Annotated in this window: 15 protein-coding genes; 4 read left to right on the top strand and 11 right to left on the bottom strand. The window is 35.2% G+C overall.

Annotated elements, in window-relative coordinates:
* Positions 1–8: 8 nt before the first annotated feature.
* Positions 9–1,241: a glycosyltransferase gene (locus tag QWY92_RS09755; RefSeq protein ID WP_290270741.1), complete on the top strand. Its 1,233-nt coding sequence runs from the start codon at positions 9–11 to the stop codon at positions 1,239–1,241.
* Here QWY92_RS09755 and QWY92_RS09750 read toward each other — a convergent pair.
* Together QWY92_RS09750 and QWY92_RS09745 are read right to left on the bottom strand one after the other, a co-directional pair.
* On the bottom strand, positions 1,238–1,684 hold the full coding sequence (locus tag QWY92_RS09750; RefSeq protein WP_290270738.1) for a KTSC domain-containing protein: 447 nt from the start codon (positions 1,682–1,684) through the stop codon (positions 1,238–1,240). The two genes, QWY92_RS09755 and QWY92_RS09750, sit on opposite strands and share 4 nt — an antisense overlap.
* 122 nt (positions 1,685–1,806) lie before the next feature.
* Positions 1,807–2,487: an SIR2 family NAD-dependent protein deacylase gene (locus QWY92_RS09745; protein ID WP_290270737.1), complete on the bottom strand. Its 681-nt coding sequence runs from the start codon at positions 2,485–2,487 to the stop codon at positions 1,807–1,809.
* A gap of 50 nt (positions 2,488–2,537) precedes the next feature.
* On the opposite strand from QWY92_RS09745, the gene QWY92_RS09740 reads away from it, so the two are divergent.
* Positions 2,538–3,194, top strand: a complete 657-nt coding sequence (locus tag QWY92_RS09740; RefSeq protein ID WP_290270736.1) for a TrmH family RNA methyltransferase — start codon at positions 2,538–2,540, stop codon at positions 3,192–3,194.
* 203 nt (positions 3,195–3,397) lie between these two features.
* Here QWY92_RS09740 and QWY92_RS09735 read toward each other — a convergent pair whose 3' ends face one another.
* The gene (locus QWY92_RS09735) at positions 3,398–4,177 is read right to left on the bottom strand and encodes a carboxypeptidase-like regulatory domain-containing protein (RefSeq protein ID WP_290270734.1); all 780 of its coding nucleotides are present in this window, start codon (positions 4,175–4,177) and stop codon (positions 3,398–3,400) included.
* A gap of 229 nt (positions 4,178–4,406) precedes the next feature.
* Here QWY92_RS09735 and QWY92_RS09730 point away from each other — a divergent pair, with 229 nt between their 5' ends.
* Entirely contained in the window at positions 4,407–7,349 is a 2,943-nt protein-coding gene (locus QWY92_RS09730) for an FIDD domain-containing protein (protein WP_290270732.1), read from the top strand.
* Positions 7,350–7,442: 93 nt separating this feature from the next.
* Here QWY92_RS09730 and QWY92_RS09725 read toward each other — a convergent pair whose 3' ends face one another.
* The 5 genes from QWY92_RS09725 to QWY92_RS09705 form a co-directional block, all read right to left on the bottom strand.
* Positions 7,443–9,269: a DEAD/DEAH box helicase gene (locus QWY92_RS09725; protein WP_290270730.1), complete on the bottom strand. Its 1,827-nt coding sequence runs from the start codon at positions 9,267–9,269 to the stop codon at positions 7,443–7,445.
* A 275-nt stretch (positions 9,270–9,544) separates the two neighbouring features.
* A complete protein-coding gene (locus tag QWY92_RS09720) occupies positions 9,545–11,692 on the bottom strand; it encodes a KAP family P-loop NTPase fold protein (protein ID WP_290270729.1) in 2,148 nt (715 codons plus the stop codon).
* A gap of 195 nt (positions 11,693–11,887) precedes the next feature.
* On the bottom strand, positions 11,888–13,120 hold the full coding sequence (locus tag QWY92_RS09715) for a M48 family metallopeptidase (RefSeq protein WP_290270726.1): 1,233 nt from the start codon (positions 13,118–13,120) through the stop codon (positions 11,888–11,890).
* Between the two features lie 32 nt (positions 13,121–13,152).
* Complete coding sequence (locus tag QWY92_RS09710) at positions 13,153–13,935, bottom strand: T9SS type A sorting domain-containing protein (protein ID WP_290270724.1); 783 nt, start codon at positions 13,933–13,935, stop codon at positions 13,153–13,155.
* Positions 13,936–13,988: 53 nt separating this feature from the next.
* The gene (locus tag QWY92_RS09705) at positions 13,989–14,786 is read right to left on the bottom strand and encodes a TrmH family RNA methyltransferase (RefSeq protein ID WP_290270723.1); all 798 of its coding nucleotides are present in this window, start codon (positions 14,784–14,786) and stop codon (positions 13,989–13,991) included.
* A gap of 76 nt (positions 14,787–14,862) precedes the next feature.
* Between QWY92_RS09705 and QWY92_RS09700 the strand changes: the two genes are divergently transcribed.
* A complete protein-coding gene (locus QWY92_RS09700; RefSeq protein WP_290270722.1) occupies positions 14,863–15,660 on the top strand; it encodes a DUF6503 family protein in 798 nt (265 codons plus the stop codon).
* A gap of 64 nt (positions 15,661–15,724) precedes the next feature.
* Here the strand turns inward: QWY92_RS09700 and QWY92_RS09695 are convergent, their stop codons facing one another.
* The 3 genes from QWY92_RS09695 to QWY92_RS09685 form a co-directional block, all read right to left on the bottom strand.
* A complete protein-coding gene (locus QWY92_RS09695; protein ID WP_290270721.1) occupies positions 15,725–17,026 on the bottom strand; it encodes an amidohydrolase family protein in 1,302 nt (433 codons plus the stop codon).
* A gap of 10 nt (positions 17,027–17,036) precedes the next feature.
* Entirely contained in the window at positions 17,037–20,018 is a 2,982-nt protein-coding gene (locus QWY92_RS09690) for an amidohydrolase family protein (protein WP_290270719.1), read from the bottom strand.
* 92 nt (positions 20,019–20,110) lie between these two features.
* On the bottom strand, positions 20,111–21,148 hold the full coding sequence (locus QWY92_RS09685) for a DUF3810 domain-containing protein (RefSeq protein WP_290270718.1): 1,038 nt from the start codon (positions 21,146–21,148) through the stop codon (positions 20,111–20,113).
* Positions 21,149–21,154: the final 6 nt, after the last annotated feature.

Below are 21,154 nucleotides of genomic sequence, written 5' to 3'. Positions count from 1 at the left end.
AATCAAGTATGAAAAAAGTATTAATTATTGGTTTTGTATGGCCAGAGCCCAAAAGTTCTGCGGCTGGAAGCCGAATGATGCAGTTGATTAAAACCTTTCAAACTATAAATTCTGAAATTACTTTTGCCAGCCCATGTGCTAAAAGTGATAATGCTTTTAACTTGGAGAGTATTGGTGTTAAACAAGAAACTATTGAATTGAATAGTGCCAGTTTTGATGTGTATGTGAAACACCTTGCACCAGACGTTGTTGTTTTCGATCGTTTTTTAATGGAAGAACAATTTGGATGGCGCGTTGCCGAAAATTGTCCGAATGCCATTCGAGTTTTAGACACCGAAGATTTACATGGTTTACGAAAAGGCAGACAACAAGCCTTTAAGGATGGAGCTGTTTTCGATAAAAGTTATTTGTTTAATGATACGGCAAAACGTGAAATTGCCAGTATTTACCGCAGTGATTTAAGTTTAATTATTTCTGAAGTTGAAATGGAAATCTTGCAAAACGATTTCAAAGTGGATAAAGCCTTGTTGCAATATTTGCCTTTTATGCTCGACGGCATTTCTAAGGAATTTATCCAAAAACTTCCAAAGTTTGAAGAACGCTCACATTTTATAACCATCGGTAATTTTCTGCACGAACCCAATTATAACGCCGTTTTATATTTAAAGGAAACCATTTGGCCATTAATCAGGAAGCAATTACCAAAAGCAGAATTGCATATTTATGGGGCTTATGCGTCGCAAAAAGTAACTCAATTAAACAACGTTAAAGAAGGCTTTTTAATCAAGGGTTTTGTTGATGATGTTTATACTGCCATGCAACAAGCCAAAGTGTGTTTAGCGCCTGTGCGATTTGGTGCAGGATTAAAAGGTAAATTGGTGGATGCTTTGCAAAACGGAACGCCTATGGTAACCACAACTATTGGGGCCGAAGGCCTTTTTGGTGATTTTGAACCTAACGGATTTATAACCGATAACCCACAGGACTTTGCGAACAAAGCCGTACAATTGCATGAAAATGATTGGTTTTGGAACGAAAAACAAGAACCTAGTTTTGCCGTAATTAATACCCGTTTTAATAAAGAAACTCTGCAACAGGTATTTTTATCGCGCATGGAATCACTGGCTATAAACTTATATAGCCAGCGCCAAAACAATTTTACAGGCCAGATGTTACAACATCAAAGCATGCAAAGCACGAAATTTATGAGTCGTTGGATTGAAGAAAAAAATAAAGACTAAGCTTCTACTTCGCTTTTCTTAATTTTTCTGTAGGTAAACGAGTTAAAAATATTACGTTTTCCAAAACGGGTTTGTTTATCCGATTGCGAAAATTTAATATATAACGCTTTATTTACACCAAAGAATTCGTAAGTGTTTCCGTCTAAAAAAGTAACTTCTAAAAGTAACCCCTTGTGTTGCCAATCCATGATTGGTGTTGCAATGGTTGTATTGAAATCGTCTAAATTAGCAGCTTTTGTTTCTGGAGCAATACTCACTAAAAAATGATAAGCATCAATAATTTGTCGGCTTTTTAATTCAGCTTCGATAGCCTTTTCATCACCAGCTTGAAATTTATCAGGGTGCCATTCTTTTACTAAATTTCTGTAAGAAGATTTTAGAGCTTTTAAACTCATATCTTGTTCAGCACCAAATAATTTCTTGTATTCATTAATACGTTTCATAATAAGCAATTCTAAATTTGGCGCGAAGATACTCTTTTTAATGAGGTAGTGCTTTTATAATGCGATATATTCTGAAATTCCGGTTGTTTTTTCGATGTAATGAAAAATAAAAGGGTAGGATTCTATAGGTTTTCTATGAGTTTAATCGCTTGAGCAACACCTATTGTAGCGCGTTCGGCAATAACGTTTATATTTTTGTTGCTTGCCATGTTCGGTTTGGGGTCTATAAAGAATGTGGGCGTGTTTTGTGGCACATAATCCATTAAGCTAGCGGCAGGATACACTTGCATCGAAGTGCCTATAATCATTAAAATATCGGCAGTTTCACAAATAGTAATGGCTTTTTCCATCATCGGGACATCTTCGCCAAACCATACAATATGCGGTCGCATTTGGTGTCCGTTAGCGCAAAGATCGCCTAAATTAAGGTTGGTTTGCCAAGCTTTAATATCGGTAGGGTTTGCAGTACTTCGCACTTTTAAGAGCTCACCGTGCAAATGCGTTACGTTTGTGCTGCCAGCACGTTCGTGTAAATCATCCACATTTTGGGTGATGATACTTACTTTATACTGTTGTTCTAGTTCGGCCAAAAGTTGGTGAGCAGCGTTTGGTTTAACGCTTAAAAGTTGTGTACGGCGTTGGTTGTAAAAATCTAAAACCAATTCTGGGTTTGCAGCAAAACCTTGGGGTGTAGCAACTTCCATCACATCGTGACCTTCCCATAAACCATCGGCATCTCTAAAGGTTTTAATGCCACTTTCGGCACTAATTCCTGCGCCCGTTAATACAACAATATGTTTCATACTGTGAAATTAACTCTTTTTTAGTAATTTCGATTTTTTTATAAATAAATATGACAGATTTAAAACTTCTAGAACACTTAGAAACTTTTTTAACCGAATCGCGAAAAGATAAATTTGCAAAAGTTTTATCGCAACGCACCAAACATTTTACAGTGGCTACTGAAGATGTGTACCAATTGCACAACACGAGTGCTGTAATGCGAACTTGCGATGTTTTTGGAATTCAGGAATTGAATATTGTTGAAGAACGCAACACCAAAGATATTGATCGGGAAATTGCGATGGGCGCTCAAAAATGGGTAGATTTACACCGATACAATCATGTAAAGGAATGTATTGACGATTTAAAAGCTAAAGGCTATCAAATTGTGGCTACAACACCACATACAGACGATTGCGATTTAAAGGATTTTGACGTGACTAAAAAGTCGTGTTTTTTCTTCGGAAGAGAAACAGAAGGTTTATCGGAAGCGGTTTTAGAGGCTGCTGATTGTTATTTGAAAATTCCGATGGTTGGGTTTACCGAGAGCTTAAATATTTCGGTTTCGGCAGCTATTATTTTACAACAAGCCACGTCTAAATTGAGACAAACGGATTTGGAATGGAAATTAACTGAAGAAGAAATTCTTGAGAAACGTATGGATTGGTGTAAAAACACCATTAAAAGTCACGAAGAGATTATCGAACGATTTTATAAAACGAATTAAGAGTTTTATGTTAGCTTGTTGATGGCAGACACATGCGTTAGGGATTGATGCGGCATCCTTTTTTACTTTATAATAAACACGTTGTTTTTGAAACAAAACCTGTTTTTTGAATACAGTATTTGTTTGTAAATAAACCTAAAAAAGATATAGCGGAAAGCCCGACCCTGTGTAGTTTTTACGGAAAAGGGTAACGCCCAAATAATTTATATTTTACGTGTTCTACCGCGACTTAATAGCTTGTATTCTTCGTAGCATTCGTTAATGGCATCGAGAATTTGCAAGTCGTTTGCTTTTTGTATGAACCCTTTCGAGTAGTTGCATTGGCTTACAATTTCGTCTAAATCTACACGGTCTACTTGCAGTAAAATAGTAAGCATTTCGCGATCGAATTTATGCGCTAAAAGGTTTCTAATTTCGTCGTCTTCTTTCATCTTTTTAAGCTTTTTAAGCTCGTTTGGTTTTTTGCCAAACATACGATGTAGAAAATCGGCTGGATTAAAAATAGAACCAATAACTTTGGTTAATCCAGATTTTTGGCTCGCCTCGTAACCAGTACCTTCTAAACCAGAAATGCTGTATCGGTAATTGCTGTTTATGGCAGGAACTTGCTTAATATCGACTTCTAAAAAACCGGTAAGTTTAAGTTGGCTAACCACCACTTCTTCTAGGGCTAGCGCGAGTTCGGTAAGCTCAATGTTAGAGCTGCCATACTTTAACCAGTCATTAGTAACACGTACTTTGATGGATTTAAAACCTAAATATGAAAAGTGAAGTGTATCGTTAACTTTTGCTGTAATTTTAAATTCCCCGTTTTCGTTGGTTGTTGTTCCTTTAACTTGGTTTAGGTTAACAATATTAACGCCTTCTAACGCCGTAGACGTTGAAGAATTAAGAACAACTCCTTCCGCTCTCAATGCGTCTTGGGCATAAGATAGCTCGACTGCAAGAGTAGATATAAAAAGGAATATTAAAATTTTTTTCATTAATTTAAATTTTTTATAAAAATACTAAAGAAATAAACATAAGCGCATAATTTAGTATAATTTAACGTAGATATCATGCTATTAATACAGCTTTAACGGTTTTATGTGAATTTTATTGGTTTTTGACTTTTTTTTATTAAGATTATTATTACAATATAAAAAGCTTGCTTATTTTTAAACAAAAAATGAGCCCCCTGTCATTTTAAGTCTAGATTTTTAAAGGAAAAAGATGTTTTCTAAATTATATGTTGTGCTTTTTTTGGGGGTGCTTACTGCCTTAATGCCGCTTGCTGTATGCGCTCAAGGGGAAGGTTCTAATTGGTATTTTGGTTATAATGCCGGCGTTTATTTTGATGGTGAAACTGTTGGTGCGTTAACCGATGGAAAACTGGCCACGAATGAAGGTTGCTCCGGAATATCCAATGCTGAAGGGGAGATTTTATTTTATACCGATGGCGGTAAGGTGTGGGATAAAAACCATAATATTATGCCTAATGGAGCAGGTTTAAAAGGTGATATTTCGAGCACGCAATCGGCTATTGTAGTCCCAAAACCAAACTCTGATACAATTTATTATATTTTTACGGTGGCCGCTGGTGGCTCTGTGGTTGGGTTGAATTATTCCGAAGTGGATATGACGCTAAATAACGGTAATGGTGATGTTACTGCAAATAAAAATATACCCGTTATTGGGCCTTGTTCCGAAAAAATATCGGCTGTTCAGCATGCCAATGGTGTCGATTTTTGGGTAACCACACAACTTTGGAATGGTGCCAGTTTGGCCAGTTTTAAAATCACGAAAGATGGTGTAGATACTACGCCTGTAATTTCTGTTGTAGGCAGCTATCATGGCGGATCGGATTTTAATAGTATTGGCTACATGAAATTTTCTCCTAACGGAAAGCGGTTGGCTTTGGCTAAATGGAGTACCAATAGTTTTGTTGATATTTTCGATTTTGATAAACAAACCGGTGTAGTCTCTAACGCCATTACTTTAAATGGTTTTTTTGCCAATACGTTTTTTAATGGCGCTTATGGTATCGAGTTTTCTCCGAATAGTAAATTACTTTATGTTACCGATTTAGATCAGCAAAAATACACCTCAAAATTGTATCAGTTTGATTTAACGATGAACAACAGGGCCGATTTAATTAGTTCGCATGTGGTTATTTCATCCGAGAGCAAACTTATTTCAGGCTTACAACTTGGACCCAATGGAAAAATTTATATTTCTAATACGTTTTCTCGGAATTTAAGTGTGGTTGAAAATCCGAATGTTAAAGGATTAGGTTGCAATTATGTGAGTAGGAGCGTGGATCTGCAGTTTAAAACAACCATTTTTGGTTTACCGTCTTTTATTCAATCGTATTTTGTTGGAAAAATTGATGCGGATAACAGCTGTTCAAATACTAATATTTCCTTGAATTTAAATACCGAAGAACCTATAGATTCTGTTTTGTGGGATTTTGGAGATGGCAAAACATCAACAGCAATTAGTCCAGAACATGCTTATACCACTGCAGGTAAGTACTTGGTTAAAGCCGTTTTTAAATCGGGAAGTTGTACGTATAATGTATCTAAATATTTAGAGATTTTTGAATCGCCTGAAGCGCAACAAGCAGAAGATTATGTGATTTGCAACGATGATAAAGCCGATGGCATTGAATCCTTTGATTTAGATACTAAAACAGCTGAAATTTTAGGAACTCAGTCTGGTTCAGATTTCGATGTGGATTACTTTTTAACTTTCGATGATGCCGAAGATCAGCTTAATGTTTTACCGCGTACGATATTAAATACCAGTAATTATCAAACTATTTATGCGCGTATAACCAATGTGCTAAACAAGAATTGTTTTGATATATCAAGCTTTAAATTAATTATTGAAACGGAAAGAGCGGAGGTAGTCACTAATTTAATTTTATGTGACGATGCCTCGAACGATGGAAAAGCCTTTGTAGATTTATCTCAATTTGATAGCCAAGTTTATACGCCAAGCAGCTTATCGCTTGGTAATTATGCTATTACCTATCATTTGAATTATGTTGACGCAACATCAGGTTTGGGCGTTCTAAATCCATCCACTTTTGAAACCTCAAGCAATAACCAAACAATCGTTGCGAGATTAGAAAATACAGATATCGGTTGTTTTTCTACAACGCCCATTACCATTATCATCGATAAAGCCGTAATTGCAAACCCACCAAACGATTTGTTTTTCTGTGGCGATGGCGCTATAGACAGTAAGGCATTTTTCGATTTGGGTAGTCAAACCGATATTATTTTAAACGGACAAACAGGAAAGGTAACCTACCATTTAAGTCAGTATGATGCCGATAACGGACAAGCTTCCATAGCTGAAAACTTTGAAAATCAAAGCAATCCGCAACGTATTTTTGTTCGTGCCGAAAACACAACCAATAATACCTGTTTTGATACCACATCATTTTACATAAAAATTAATAGAAGTCCAGACATCGTTATGGATACCTTTTGGTATGTATGCCCGGGTGAAACTGTGGAATTGTATGTCGATTCTGCTCACGATGAATACTTGTGGAATACGGGAGACACTAGCCACGAACTTATTGTAGATACCCCAGGCGATTATACGGTAACGGTTTTTGATATCGATCCTAATAATCCGAGTTTAAAATGTGAAGCCACTAAAACGGTACAGGTTATAGGCATTAATGAGTTAACCGATGTTGGTGTTGAAGTGAGCGATTGGGCATCTAATGGAAACACGGTATCAGTTTCTGTAAATGGAATTGCAGAAGATTTTAAATATTCTTTAGACGGCAATATTTTTCAAACACGACCTTATTTTAACAATTTAGAACCTGGCGATTATACGCTTTATATTCTAAACGAAAATGAGTGTATTGTTTATACTGAAGCTATTTTTATATTCAATTACCCAAAGTACTTTACACCTAATAACGATGGCTATCATGATGTTTGGGAAATTGCTTTACCAGAGGCAGAACCGGGAATTAAAATTAATATTTTCGATAGGTATGGTAAATTACTTATTCAATTAAACCCAAAATCAAAAGGTTGGAACGGCACTTTCAATGGGCATTTATTAGCATCATCCGATTATTGGTTTACACTGTACAGACCAAGTCAAAATAAAACCTATCAAGGGCATTTCAGTTTAAAACGTTAAGTCTTTATTCTTCTATAATTTTAAGCATAAAAAAAGCTGACTAAAAGTAAATGTACTTTCAGTCAGCTTTTTAATATTTATAACCGGTTAGGCTTATCTTCTAGAACGTCTTGCTCCAGCAAATTTTCCTCCACCAGAGTCCGAATCCGAACGTCTTGGTTTAGATCCACCTTCACGTCTACGATCACTTCTACTTCCTCCAGAAGCACTTCTTCTGTCATCACTACGTCTTCCACCGCCACGTTTATCGTCACGTCTTCCGCCGCCGCCACGTCTGTCATTGCGTCTTCCGCCACCGCCTCGGTTTTCCGAAACTTCAACATTAACAAAACGACCTTCATGTTTAAAGTCTGTAAAGAAAGCTAAAACCTTATCTTTAGTTTCATTTTCAGTATTAAAGAAAGAGAAACTCTCTTTAACTTCCACTTTAAATACGTCATCTCTACCAAGTTGTAATTGGTCTTTTAAGAAATCTTTCAATTTCATCCAATCAAAACCATCTTTCTCACCAACGTTAATAAAGTATCTTGTCGAGTTAGAGCTTCCTCCAAAATCACGACCACCTTCGCGTCCGCCTTCTCTATCTCTAGAACCTTCGGCAACGTTTAAGTTTTTCGATTTTTGGTAATAATTATAGAAACGTGTAAATTCAACAGAGAAGAATTTTTTAATCAATTCATCTTTTGTTGTATCCTCAAACATTTCATTAATGCTTGTTAGGTATTTTTCAATTTCCTCGTTAACTTCCGTGTTATGAATTTTATTTGCAAGCGACATTAACTGCACTTCGCAAATTTCCATGCCGTCTGGAATTTCCTTTTTATCAAACTGACGTTTAATAATACGTTCGATGCTTTTAATTTTGCGCACTTCACTTTTAGAAACAATAACCATAGAAATACCGTTTTTTCCGGCACGACCAGTACGACCAGAACGGTGCGTATACGTCTCAATTTCATCAGGTAATTGGTAGTTAATAACGTGAGTAATATCGTCAACATCAATACCACGAGCCGCTACATCGGTAGCCACAAGCATTTGTATTTGGTTTTTTCTAAACGATTGCATTACCAAATCACGTTGGTTCTGGCTTAAATCGCCGTGTAAAGCACCAGCGCTATACCCATCTTCAATAAGTTGCTCGGCAACCTTTTGCGTATCACGTTTTGTTCTACAGAATACAACAGAAAATATATCTGGGTTCGCATCAGCCAAACGTTTCAAGGCTTGGTAACGGTCTCTAGAATTTACTAAATAGTATTCGTGAGATACGTTACTTGTACTTTCATTTTTATTTCCAACCGTAATTTCTTGCGGATTGTCCATGAATTTTTTAGCAATCGTTGCTACCTCTCTAGGCATCGTTGCAGAAAATAACCATGTGTTTTTCTCTTCAGGAGTATGCGATAAAATATCGGTAATATCCTCTTTAAAACCCATGTTTAACATCTCATCGGCCTCATCTAAAACCGAATATTGAATTTTAGAAATATCAACCAATCTACGGCTAATCATATCTTTCATTCTACCTGGTGTAGCCACAATAATTTGTGCACCACGTTTTACCTCACGCGCTTGGTCTGTAATGCTAGATCCACCATAGATGGCAACCACATTTAAACCTTTACAATACTTACCGTATTGTTTCATCTCGTTGGTAATTTGTAAACAAAGCTCACGTGTTGGGCTTAAAATTAAACCTTGCGTTGTGCGGCTGTTTACATCTATTTTAGCTAACATAGGGAAACCAAATGCTGCTGTTTTTCCTGTTCCGGTTTGGGCTAGTGCCACTAAATCGGTTTCAGAATTTAATAAAATTGGGATTGCTTTTTCTTGAACTTCACTAGGCTTTTCAAATCCTAAATCGGTAATTGCGCGTAAAAGGTCGTCATTAAGACCTAATTCTTGGAATGTGCTCATTCTTGTATAAGTATTCGATTTTGTTATGTGGTGTTACATAAGAAAGCGAATCGACATACTTAACCTTAAACTTCCAGTAACACATCCTCTCTCTGAGGAATATAAACTCGATTTTTCCCGAGTTTCAAGCTGCAAAGGTAATCAAATTTTTGGATATTCAATTTTTTGGGCGTTTTAACACGCTTTCACTACTCAATCTTGTTGCCGAAAAAGGCAAAAAGGATTTCAAACAAACCGTTTAATCGTTAACGCGGGGTTGGGCTGGGGGGGTGGGATTATCTCATTATTTCATTAAGTGTTTCTATATCGTAATATTTTTTATCGATGAAACCATCTGAGTAGGCATTTTGAAATAGTGCTATTACTTTATTTTCGTTTTCATCAAAGTTGTCTAAATTAAACTTATCTATTCTATCCTTTATTTTTTCCTTGTTAAAACATGGAAAAAACTGATAATCGGCAAGTTGGTAAGCAGTCATGTTCACTGAAGTCATCTTGTTCCGCTTAATAGATAACCATAAAAACTTCACTAATTCGGTGTCTTTACTTATTAATTTGGGGAAATTTACTTCGTAATGTTTTCTATAGTTTTTATAAACAACCTCTAAAACCGAGCGAATCTCATCTTCTGCTAAATAGTCGGAGTCAGTTAAAATTTTATCAAAAAGTTCTTTTGCAATAGCATTTCTATGTTCTATTATTTTTTCAGTAAACACTGCATCATTCTCTTTTTCGTATTTGAATAGGTAATGCCATTGATCATTGGAATATAATTGATTACTTTCTAATTTTTCGTTAGCATATAATATTCCGTCCGCGACATGGAATGAAGTAAAACAATGATTGTTTTTTAAATGGTTTATGATAATTTCTCTTCTTAAATCTAACTCTATTATATTACTTAGCATTTCTGAAGTGTAATGTAAGGTAACGCTTAAGTCGGAACCGGCTCCCATGAATATTCCACTTGTATATGATAAGTTTTTAGAAAATGTTAAAATAGATTCAATTATTTTTTGATGTTTAGTTTCTTCGGAATTTTTACTTTTTATTTTTATCCAGTTTAAAAACTGAAATATTTGTTCTTTATCGTGAATTTGAATCAGTACCTCTTCGTTTTCTCTAATCGAATTTTTGTTTATGAAGTTATCAAACACATTTTCTTGAATATCAAAGTTAGATAATTGAAGATTAAAATACCTGTCAAAATAATTCCTATTAGCAACTCTTTTTGCTCGAATTAATTCTTCATCAGTACTTTCATTCAATGAAAAGGAAGTGTCAATTAAGAATAATCGTTTTAAATTTGTTTTCACTAATAAATCAAATTCTGAGTTTTCAATAAACTCTTCTGTAGACTGTTCATTGGTAGAAATAGAGTGGAAATTGTTAACTGACGTTTTGTTTTTGTATGTTAATATATCTTTATTGGTAATTATGAATTGATAAGCTTTTGAGTTAAATATTCTTAAAGACTCAATCAATAAAAAATCTAAAACATTTAGCTCATTAATTATTGATGGTAATCGAAGCTTTATACTATTGTTGTATCTGTAAATATCTCGTAAAGATTGGAAAGTATCTATGAAAGGTTCTTCTTTAATTGAGTCATTTAAGCTTTTAATTGTTTTATTTATTTTCTCATCAGTAAAGATTTCGTTTAAATTATCAATAAATAATCTTGAAATATCTTCTTTAGAAATAGAAGGTAAAGTATAGTCAACTTGTACTATTTTTTCGATATATTTTTTTCCGTTTTCACCAAACTGATTTTCTAATGCAGTTTCAACTACCTTTTGGTCATAGGCTAAGATGAAAATTGTATTTGCAAAGTTTCCATTTAATTTTATTAATTGAAAAATTTCAGTTATTTCAGAAGGTGTTAATCTATCTATATCGTCAATTGTAATATATAATTTTACTTTTGATTCAATTAGAATGTTGTCAATTTCACTTTTTAATTGATTAAGATCTTTTTCCTTGCCTGCCTTCTTAAAAAAGTTCCTTAGATATTTTATTGCATCACCTGCACCTGAATGAATGTAATTAACCCAGTTTAGGTATTCTAAAAATTCAGCTATTTTTATTGAAACATTTTTAAGATTTTCCGAGTTGTTTTTTAATTTTATAACTAATTCTCTTAAAAATACAGACTGTAGTTCTTTTTGTCCAGAAAACATCCAAGGGTTGAATCTTAAAACTATTATATCTTGTTTTATATCTGATGAAAGTTGTTCAACTTCATTTATTATAAAATTAAGTAACGTAGATTTTCCTGAGCCCCAAGTACCATTAATTCCAAGTACAATACTTTCGTTATTATCTTTAAAAGATTTGACTAGTCCAGATGCTATTTCAGAAGCAAAAATATGTCTTCCTAATTTATCTGTAGAGCTTTCTTTTAATGGTAAGTCTGTGTGCATTTTTTAGTTCTCTTATAATTGCTCATGAGGTTTAGTGGCGCGGTAATCATTTTAAACGTAACTCCCAACCTCAAACGAAAATAGCCAAAAACTTTTACAAATTCAACAATAAATCTAAACAAAAAGCCATCAAAATTAACAACTTAGCGTATTCAATTCCCCCTAACTTCAAAATAACAAAAAACAGAGAGTGACTTATTTTTTTAAATTCCCAATACGTTCTAAAAGTGTCGGGTGGGAGTAATGCATAAAAACATAAGCTGGGTGCGGTGTTAAATTACTTAAACTGTTTTTAGAAAGCTTCTTTAAGGAGGTAATTAAGGGGTCGGCTTTGTAGGTGTTTTTCGCGTAATTGTCGGCTTGGTATTCAAATTTTCTAGAAAACATATTCATTATTAAACCTGTAATTTCCGAAATAGGCGCGTAGAGCATCCCGAAAGCCACCAACCCAATATGGAAACTTGGTATTTGCACACCTAAAGCTTCCGATAATAACGGATTAGAAATAAAAAGCGATAATATAAAAAGTGTAAAACCGGTGAGTAAAATAGAGGTTATCAAATTAAAAATGATGTGTTTCTTTTTATAGTGGCCAACCTCGTGGGCAAGCACAGCAACAATTTCATCTTCATCTAAATCGTTTATTAAAGTATCATAAAGCGTAACGCGTTTTTCGCTTCCAAAACCTGAAAAGTAAGCATTGGCTTTGGTACTGCGTTTAGAGCCATCAATTACAAATATTTTATCAATTTTAAAACCTACCGTACTGGCGTATGCCGATATTTTATCGCGTAAACTTCCGGCTTCTAATGGAGTTTGTTTGTTAAAAAGTGGCACAATAAGTTTGGAGTAAAACATATTCATAACCAAACTGAAAACAGCAACTAATCCCCAAGCATACAGCCAAAAATTGTCGCCTGTAAGCTGGTAAAACCAAATAATTAAAGCCAAAATACCACCGCCAACAACGGCCATCATGAGCCAGCCTTTTAGTTTATCTAAAAAGAACGTGCCTTTTGTGGTTTTGTTAAACCCAAATTTTTCTTCAATTACAAAGGTGCTGTAATACGAAAATGGTGTGGTGAGTATATCGCTACCTACGGTAATAATTCCGAAGAATATTAGTGCGATAATTATAGGGTTTGTACTGTAACTACGGGCTATATTGTCAATGAATTCAAAACCATCAAACCATAAAAAACTTAAAGTAAGCACCACCGAAAAGGTAGATGTTAGCAGCCCAAATTTATAGTTGGTGGCTTTGTACTGCTGCGATTTTTTGTATTCCACTACATCGTAAACATCTTGTAAATCTTCGGGAAGTGCATCATTAAAGTGCTTCGCATTTAAGGCGTCTAAAATTTTATCAACTATAAAATTGATAAGGATTAAGGCGATTATAATGTAAAAAAGGGTTGTTGAATTCATTAACGCTATAGTTCGTAATTTAAATTAAGGTATTATTTAATCAATATTTTTTCGGCAATTTGTTGGGTATTGGTTGTAATATGAAAAACATAAAGACCAGCCGAAAGGTGATTTAAATTATAGTTTTGATCCCTTTTTGATGCTGGAGATAACCTTTGCTTGGCGCCTAATATAGAATATAACGACACGTTAGAAATTTGTGTATCTGCCCCTGTTTTTATTTGATATTGATTATTGCCAAGGGGGACTAAATTGATGTGTTTTTCTTTTGAAACATCGGTGTTAGATAATACAGCCGCTTCCACAATTTGAATATCGTCGAATAATACAGCGTATTCTGAATCTCCTGGAGTTACTGTAATACTAGCTTCTGCATCTGCATCAGATACGGTTGGGGTGTATTGTACTTCAACCGTGTTCCACTCGTTGTTTGTAATACTAACAAAGTTTTCAAACTTTTCGGTAGATGTTAGGTAAATTTGAAATTTAATATTATCGTCAGTATCAAACGCATTTCCAAGGAATTTGTAGCTGTATTTAATGTTATAGGTTTTATTGGCTTCCAAAGGTATGGCCACTGTGGTAAACATCATTAAATCAGTAAACATTGGATTAAATTGTACACTGCTAGCACCTTCACTAAAATCGGTAGTGTTTTGATTAAAACCTCCAAAATCGCTAGAAGACGACCATCCTGATGGTGAACTTGTTGGTGATGAGAATAATTCTACATTGCCATTATAAACTAAATTCGGGTTTTGAGAAAAACCTAAGTAGCTTAGTAGAATAAAAAAAGAGAGTAATGTTTTCTGCATAGTTTTTAAATTTAAAATGGATTAATATTAAGGGTTTTATGGTTTCCATGATATTACTTAAAATCGCGTTGGCGTTTGGCTTCAAAAATAAGAATTCCTGCGGCAACGGAAACATTCATAGAATCGATTTCGCCTTGCATAGGGATAATAATATTTTGGGTTGAATTGACGCGCCACTCGTCACTTAAGCCGGTAGCTTCTGTGCCAACAACTAGGGCCGTGGCTTTTGTGAAATCTTGGGTATGATAGTCTACCGAAGCTTGCAACGCAGCACAGTAAATATTAATATTATGGGCTTTTAGAAATGTTATAATTTCGGTAGTAGAACCGGTTGCAATGGTATTGGTAAACACACAACCTACGCTAGAACGAATAATATTGGGGTTGTATAAATCGCCTTTGGGATTGGCAATAATTACAGCATCGGCATTGGCTGCATCGGCAGTACGTAAAATAGCACCAATATTACCCGGTTTTTCCGGTGCTTCAGCAATTAGAATTAATGGCGATTGGGTGTTAAATTTTAAATCACTTATCAGGTGGCTTTTCGGTTTGGCAACGGCTAAAACACCTTCCGTAGTGCTTCGGTAAGCAAGTTTTTCGTAAACGTCTTTAGAGATTTCAATAGTTGAATTCTGACTCGTAGTTAGCGTGTTTAGTGCCGTTTCAGAAAAAAGTTCTGGGTAAAATAAAATCGTGTCTAGCACGTAGCCGCCTTTTATAGCGAGTTCTATTTCGCGAACGCCTTCAATTAAAAATAAGCCCGATTTTTTACGTGCTCTAGATTTCTCTTTGAGTAACAAGAGTTGTTTTATATACGGATTTTGGATACTTGTAATTTCTTTTATCATAGGTTTAACAAAAATAATTTATTTAATGTAATTTTGAGCGCTTATTTACGACTTAGGTTAAAATTAAAAAACCACTATGAAACACATTTTTTTATTATTACTTACCATTTCAATGTTTTCTTGTAAAAATGAAACAAAAAAAGAAACTGTAAAGGCAGAAACTACAGCTGAAGAAACGGCTGCTCCAACCAAAAACTATCCAGAAGCTTTAGTAAAAGTATTTGATGCTCACGGTGGTTTAGAGACTTGGAATAGCATGCAATCACTAGCTTATACGCAAGTAAAGGACGATGGAAATGTATCGACTATTACCAATTTAAAGAATAGAAATATTGTAGTAGATATGCCAGATCATACCATTGGTGCGAATAGCAACGATATTTGGTTGAACAGTAAAAACGATAAAGCCTTTAAAGGTAATCCTCGTTTTTTCTATAATTTAATGTTTTATTTCTACGCGATGCCTTTTGTTTTAGCCGATGATGGTATTATTTATAGCGATGCAGAGTCTATTACTTTCGAAGGTGTAACATATCCAGGAATTAAAATTTCGTATGAAAATGGTGTTGGTGAATCTTCAGGAGATGATTATGTGCTTTATTACAATCCAACGACTTATAAAATGGCATGGTTGGGTTATACTGTAACTTATTTTTCAAAAGAAAAAAGTTCGGAATTACATTTTAGACGTTACACAGATTGGCAAACTGTGAATGGTTTAGAACTTGTTGAAAGCATGGAAGGTTTTACAACAGAAAATAATGCCCCAGGAAAAAGCAAAAGAAAAGATGTTTTTACAGATGTAAAATTATCTCAAACAGCTCCAGATAATGCTATTTTTGAAACTCCAGAAACAGCTGAAATTGCTAAGTAATTTGCAGTAAAGAACAAATATAAAATAAAAAAGCAAGCTGTTAAGCTTGCTTTTTTTATGGGGTTTAATTGGATTGATGTTTCTCGGAATAGCGTTTCCATAACTCTGTTTGGTGCGTTTCTAGACTAATTAGGCGTCCGTCTATAAAAGCATGCGAGATGATGTTGGTGCGCATATCTAAAGCATCGCCTTCACTTATAAATAAGGTCGCACTTTTACCCGTTTCTAATGAACCGTACATGGCATCGATGCCTAATATTTTAGCAGGATTTAAAGTGATTAATTGTAAAGCTTGTGCTTTAGTTAAACCATGAGCAACAGTGGTACCTGCATAAAAAGGTAGGTTTCTTGTGTTCATGCGCTCCATTTGGCCGTTCGCTTGTAATGCGACTATAACACCTTGATCTACTAATAATTTTGCGGTTTTATATGGTAAATCGTAATCATCATCGGTTTGGTTTGGTCTAGAATGTACACGGTTTAATATCACTGGAATATTGTTTGCCGTTAAAATGTCTGCCACCTTATACGCGTCTTGACCACCAACGATAACCGTGTTTGCAATGTTGTTCTTTTTAGAAAAGTTAACGGCATCTATAATGCCTTTTTCATCATTCACATTAACGTATAGTTTTTTAGAACCATCAAAAATACCTTTAAGCGCTTCGTAAGCTAAGTTGGTTATAGATGGCGTTGCTTTGGAATAGGCTTTGGCATTATTAAAATAATCTTCTATGGCTTTAACTTGGTCGGCATACGCTTTATTCATTTTTAGACCAGGATCTTCACCCAGCCAACTGCGTCCTCTGGAAAAGTTGCTTGGCCAATTAATATGAATACCTTCATCGGTTTTTACGGCAGCATCTTCCCAGTTCCAAGCATCAAATTGTACTACAGATGAGGTGCCCGAAATACGCCCGCCACGTGGTGTTATTTGCCCGAGTAAAACACCGTTTGGTCTCATAGACTCTACTACTTTAGATTCGGCATTATAAGCAATTAAACTTCTAATGTTTGGGTTCCAAGTTCCAATTTCGGAGTCGTCATCACTGGCTTTTACCGCATCAATTTCAACTAAACCTAAAGTAGAATTCGGAATAATAAAACCAGGGTAAACATGTTTGCCTTTAGCGTCGATAACTTTGCCTATACGAGCAATTCTCATATGGGCACTTCCTATAAAAGTGATTTTTCCTTCATTAAACATAATGAGGGCGTTTTCAATAACTTTACCATTGCCTAAATGGGCGGTTGCTCCTTCTATAGATAGGGCTTTGCTTTGTTTTTTTGCGGGTGTTTGTTGGGCGTGTATAGATCCGAAAAATAGGAGGCAGGCACACGCGATATATAAATTGAAATATTTCATTGTCTTCGTTTTAATTAATTTGATTGCCTACATAATCGCAATGCATTGCTTCTTTTTCCTTTTTCTTAATAGGTTGTGTTTTTAAACCTTTGTTTTTAGCTTTAAGCATTTGGTTTATCAACTCGTTTTTCTCTGTTTTAATGTCGGCACGCAGTTTGTTGTCGCGTTCTAAATCAAAATAAGTTACGCCTTCAATAATGGTTTTTTCGGCTTTAGCATAAATAGACATCGGGTGATCGGTCCATAATACCACATCGGCATCTTTTCCAACTTTTATACTTCCCACACGATGATCAATATGTAATAGTTTGGCAGGGTTTAAGGTTACGAACTTCCAAGCGTCTTCTTCGCTCATACCTCCGTATTTAATGGTTTTAGCTGCTTCTTGATTTAAACGTCTAGACATTTCAGGGTCGTCACTATTAATCGCTACAGTAACACCTGCATTGTGCATAATGGCAGCATTGTAAGGAATGGCATCGTTAACTTCGTATTTGTACGCCCACCAATCGCTAAAGGTTGAGCCACCTACGCCATGTTCTACCATTTTGTCGGCCACTTTATAACCTTCTAATATATGGGTGAATGTATTAATATTGAAGTCGAATTGTTCCGCAACTTTCATCAACATATTAATTTCACTTTGCACATAAGAATGACAAGAAATGAAACGTTCTTTATTCAGAATTTCAACAAGCACATCCATTTCGATGTCTTTTCTATATGGTTTTCCACTTTTCTTTAAAGCTTTATAGGCTTTTGCTCGGGTAAAATAATCAATATAAAGTTGTTCCACGCCCATTCTGGTTTGCGGAAAACGCACGCCGTTGGTATGTCTGGTTTGTTTTACATTTTCGCCAAGCGCGAATTTTATAAATTTAGGAGAATCGTTATAAATTAAATTATTGGCCGATTCGCCCCATTTTAATTTTATAATAGCCGAACGCCCACCGATTGGATTTGCCGAACCGTGCAATATTTGCATAGATGTTACACCACCAGCTAGGTTGCGATAAATACCAATATCTTCATCATCGATAACATCTTCCATACTTACTTCGGCCGATGAGTTTTGACCGCCTTCGTTAACTGAAGCTGCAGCAACATGCGAGTGCTCGTCAATAATACCAGCGGTTAAATGCTTGCCGGTAGCATCAATGATTTCAGCTTTTGTATCGCTAAGGTTGTTGCCAATTTTAATTATTTTACCATTTTTAATAAGCACATCGGTGTTTTTTAAAATACCATCGGCTTCGTTAGTCCAAACCGTCGCGTTTTTAAAAAGTAATGTTTCTTGTTTTGGGAGGGTTTTAAATCCGTAAGCCGTATTGGGGTACGTTATAGCGGCAATGGTTTTTGTCGAATCTGCCTTTTTTTCATCTTTTTCTTCGGAATCTGTTTTTGTTTTTTTATTTTTTGTGGCTAAAAAAACAGTTTCTGCGCCATTAGGTAAAATTGCTTTTCCTTTAAGTGATGCATTGTTTTCAACCTGAGCCATAACTCGGGTAAAGCCTTCCGAAGTAGAATCTATCGCGGTTAATGAAAGTTGAAGCCAATCATTATCATAACTTACTTTAGAGCCTAAAGTTTTGCTTTCGCTCGTCACTTTAGATTTAAGTTTTTTGCTATCTCCCGATAGCGTCATCTTGTAAACTGTATTGGCTAAGCTAAATTCATAATCACCACTAATATCTTTAGTGTTCATGTTGGTAACCATGTGTTGCTCGCCTTGCACCCAATTTTCAAAGAGTTTTGTTTTCTTATCAAAAACATCTCCCGAAGTAATTAAAAAGTTAGCGTAAGCACCATTTGTAAGCGTCCCTATTTCTGATGGTAGACCCAGTAATTTGGCCGGGATAGTGGTTAATGCTTCGAGTGCTTTTTCTTTAGAAAGTCCATTGTCAATAGCTTGTATTAACTTGTCTTTAAACTCACTTGGCGATTTTAAAGTATGCGTTGTTAAAGCAAAATCGATGTTGTTTTCGGCAAAAACCTTCGGGTTTGTAGGTTCTTGACTCCACGCTCTCATATCGCTAAGCGCTAGTGAATTTGTTAAAAAACTATTTTCAACATCATAAGCATCTTGAAAATTTATAGGAAGTATAAATGAGGCGTTGGTGTTTTTTATATCGGCAATACGCTCATACTCATCACCACCACCTAAAATAACATATTGAATACCAAATTGGTCGCCAACAAGATCGGCTCTTAGTGCATTGGCTTTGTTTCCTGCGTCAAAAATTTGAATTAAATTCTGGTTTCTATTTAAGGCTTCAATAGATAAATCTTTCGTTTTACTGAGTCCTTTTTTATACCATTCTGCATCGAGATAAAATTGGCGAAGTAATGCCATGCTGCCCATGAGCGAACTTGGATAAGACTGTCGAGATAATGCACTTTTAGAAAAAGACAGGTATTGTGCCGATTTCTCTTTAAGAATACGTGTTTCATTTCCAGCTTGACTGTTTAAAGCAACTAGTGTGCCGGTTCCTCGATGAATACCATCTTGAATGTGGGTGTTAACTACTCCAAACCCGGCTTCTAATAAATCTTTAGCTTTTTTAGCATCAAACTTAAATTGTGAAAGCGCTTGGTTTTCTGGCATCACATGGTCGTTCCAGTAATAGCCCGTTCTACTGGCGTCATATTGTGGGGATGCACTTCTGTTACCGGTTTCTCGTTTGGGTTTTTCAATACCAAAATCCGAATACATATCAATAAAGGAAGGGTAAATACTTTTGCCTTCAATATTAATAATTTTGCTGTTTTTCGGTATACTAACCTCGGTTCCTGAGGCTACTACTTTACCATCTTTTATTAGCAGTGTGCCTTTGTTAATAATATGACTGCTAGAAATATGGATTTTTGCATTAGTGAATGCTGTGTAATTGGTGTTGGTCGTGGTTACACCATCATTTTTCGGGAAGTAATCTTGGCCAAAAAGGCAACTGTAGCAAAAGAAGCTCAAGATTCCTAGAACGTTTTTAAACATAAATATAAGCTGTTAGTTTCTCATAAAAGTAAGAATATCTAACTACATAGGCAGGTGCGACACTTAAAAAAAAGTTAATATTTAAAAGTGTCTTATTTTTCTTCAAAATAATTAACAAGCAAAGCCACCACGTAACTATAGCTTTCCATGCCTTTTACCTGTTTGTTAGCTTTTAAAAAGCCACTATAAAAACTTTTGAAAACAGGTTCCGTAGGGTTTTGATGCGCGTCCCAAAATAAGCGTACTTCTTCGTAATTCTTCAAAACTCCAACATTTATAGTGCCCATCAATTGCTTATGTAAATCGGGGTTACGTCTGTAAATTTCATTTAAACAATAGCGCAAACCAAAGGTGTAACCACAATAATTAAAATATATGTTTTCATGATTAATAGCCGCCAAACAGCCAATAAAATTAGCTTCATTTTCTGCAGCAAAACCTAATTGATGTGCCATTTCATGCGTGGCCGTTGTAGCCAGTTTAATGGTTGGAATTACAGCGTTTACTTGTGCTTCGTTTGTTAACGGATTCAAATACCCGCTAAAACCCATGTAGGTTAATGGGTAACTAAATAGCGATTTTTTAACACTTCGCGGCGTGTATTCCCAATTGGGAAACGTTTTTTTTAAGCCCTCATAACCATCTGGTGCCAACTTTAAAATATCCGATTTACTAAAAGGCATGGTTACTTTAGTCGTATCGTTTTTGGTTATTTTTAAATGTAAATTGTTTGCCTCTAAAATTAAATTCTCGGTTACTTTTACAAGTTGTTCTGTTGAATATTCCGGCTCCAAATTCAAACTTTTATACAGCGGCAATCGGTAATAATTAAAACCCCAAAATAAATGAAACGCAAAATACAGCATCGAAACCACCGAAAAAACATCAGCAAACCACTGTTTTGTATCACTTTTTAGTCGTTTTATATTCAAATAAAACCATCTTAAAATATAAAAACCAGCTGCTGCATACACTAAATCACCAAACGAAAAAGGCAACCAACCCAACGTAAAACGAAACATTTTAGACACGTAAACATACAGACCATTACTGTAATACGTTTCCACAAATTGCGGATAATCTTCTAATAATTTCACGAAAAAATATTGCGGAATTAACAGCAATGCCATAATCGT

Source organism: Algibacter miyuki, assembly GCF_030409805.1.
Classification (GTDB): Bacteria; Bacteroidota; Bacteroidia; order Flavobacteriales; family Flavobacteriaceae; genus Algibacter; species Algibacter miyuki.
The sequence above is the reverse complement of the archived record's forward strand: the minus strand, read 5'-3'. Positions and strand labels throughout refer to the sequence as shown.

What these genes read in the sequence shown, in the direction of transcription:
- QWY92_RS09755 (WP_290270741.1), top strand. Translation starts at nt 9, where the DNA reads ATGAAAAAAGTATTAATTATTGGTTTTGTATGGCCAGAGCCCAAAAGT.
- QWY92_RS09750 (WP_290270738.1), bottom strand. Translation starts at nt 1,684, where the DNA reads ATGAAACGTATTAATGAATACAAGAAATTATTTGGTGCTGAACAAGAT.
- QWY92_RS09745 (WP_290270737.1), bottom strand. Translation starts at nt 2,487, where the DNA reads ATGAAACATATTGTTGTATTAACGGGCGCAGGAATTAGTGCCGAAAGT.
- QWY92_RS09740 (WP_290270736.1), top strand. Translation starts at nt 2,538, where the DNA reads ATGACAGATTTAAAACTTCTAGAACACTTAGAAACTTTTTTAACCGAA.
- QWY92_RS09735 (WP_290270734.1), bottom strand. Translation starts at nt 4,177, where the DNA reads ATGAAAAAAATTTTAATATTCCTTTTTATATCTACTCTTGCAGTCGAG.
- QWY92_RS09730 (WP_290270732.1), top strand. Translation starts at nt 4,407, where the DNA reads ATGTTTTCTAAATTATATGTTGTGCTTTTTTTGGGGGTGCTTACTGCC.
- QWY92_RS09725 (WP_290270730.1), bottom strand. Translation starts at nt 9,269, where the DNA reads ATGAGCACATTCCAAGAATTAGGTCTTAATGACGACCTTTTACGCGCA.
- QWY92_RS09720 (WP_290270729.1), bottom strand. Translation starts at nt 11,692, where the DNA reads ATGCACACAGACTTACCATTAAAAGAAAGCTCTACAGATAAATTAGGA.
- QWY92_RS09715 (WP_290270726.1), bottom strand. Translation starts at nt 13,120, where the DNA reads ATGAATTCAACAACCCTTTTTTACATTATAATCGCCTTAATCCTTATC.
- QWY92_RS09710 (WP_290270724.1), bottom strand. Translation starts at nt 13,935, where the DNA reads ATGCAGAAAACATTACTCTCTTTTTTTATTCTACTAAGCTACTTAGGT.
- QWY92_RS09705 (WP_290270723.1), bottom strand. Translation starts at nt 14,786, where the DNA reads ATGATAAAAGAAATTACAAGTATCCAAAATCCGTATATAAAACAACTC.
- QWY92_RS09700 (WP_290270722.1), top strand. Translation starts at nt 14,863, where the DNA reads ATGAAACACATTTTTTTATTATTACTTACCATTTCAATGTTTTCTTGT.
- QWY92_RS09695 (WP_290270721.1), bottom strand. Translation starts at nt 17,026, where the DNA reads ATGAAATATTTCAATTTATATATCGCGTGTGCCTGCCTCCTATTTTTC.
- QWY92_RS09690 (WP_290270719.1), bottom strand. Translation starts at nt 20,018, where the DNA reads ATGTTTAAAAACGTTCTAGGAATCTTGAGCTTCTTTTGCTACAGTTGC.
- QWY92_RS09685 (WP_290270718.1), bottom strand. Translation starts at nt 21,148, where the DNA reads ATGGCATTGCTGTTAATTCCGCAATATTTTTTCGTGAAATTATTAGAA.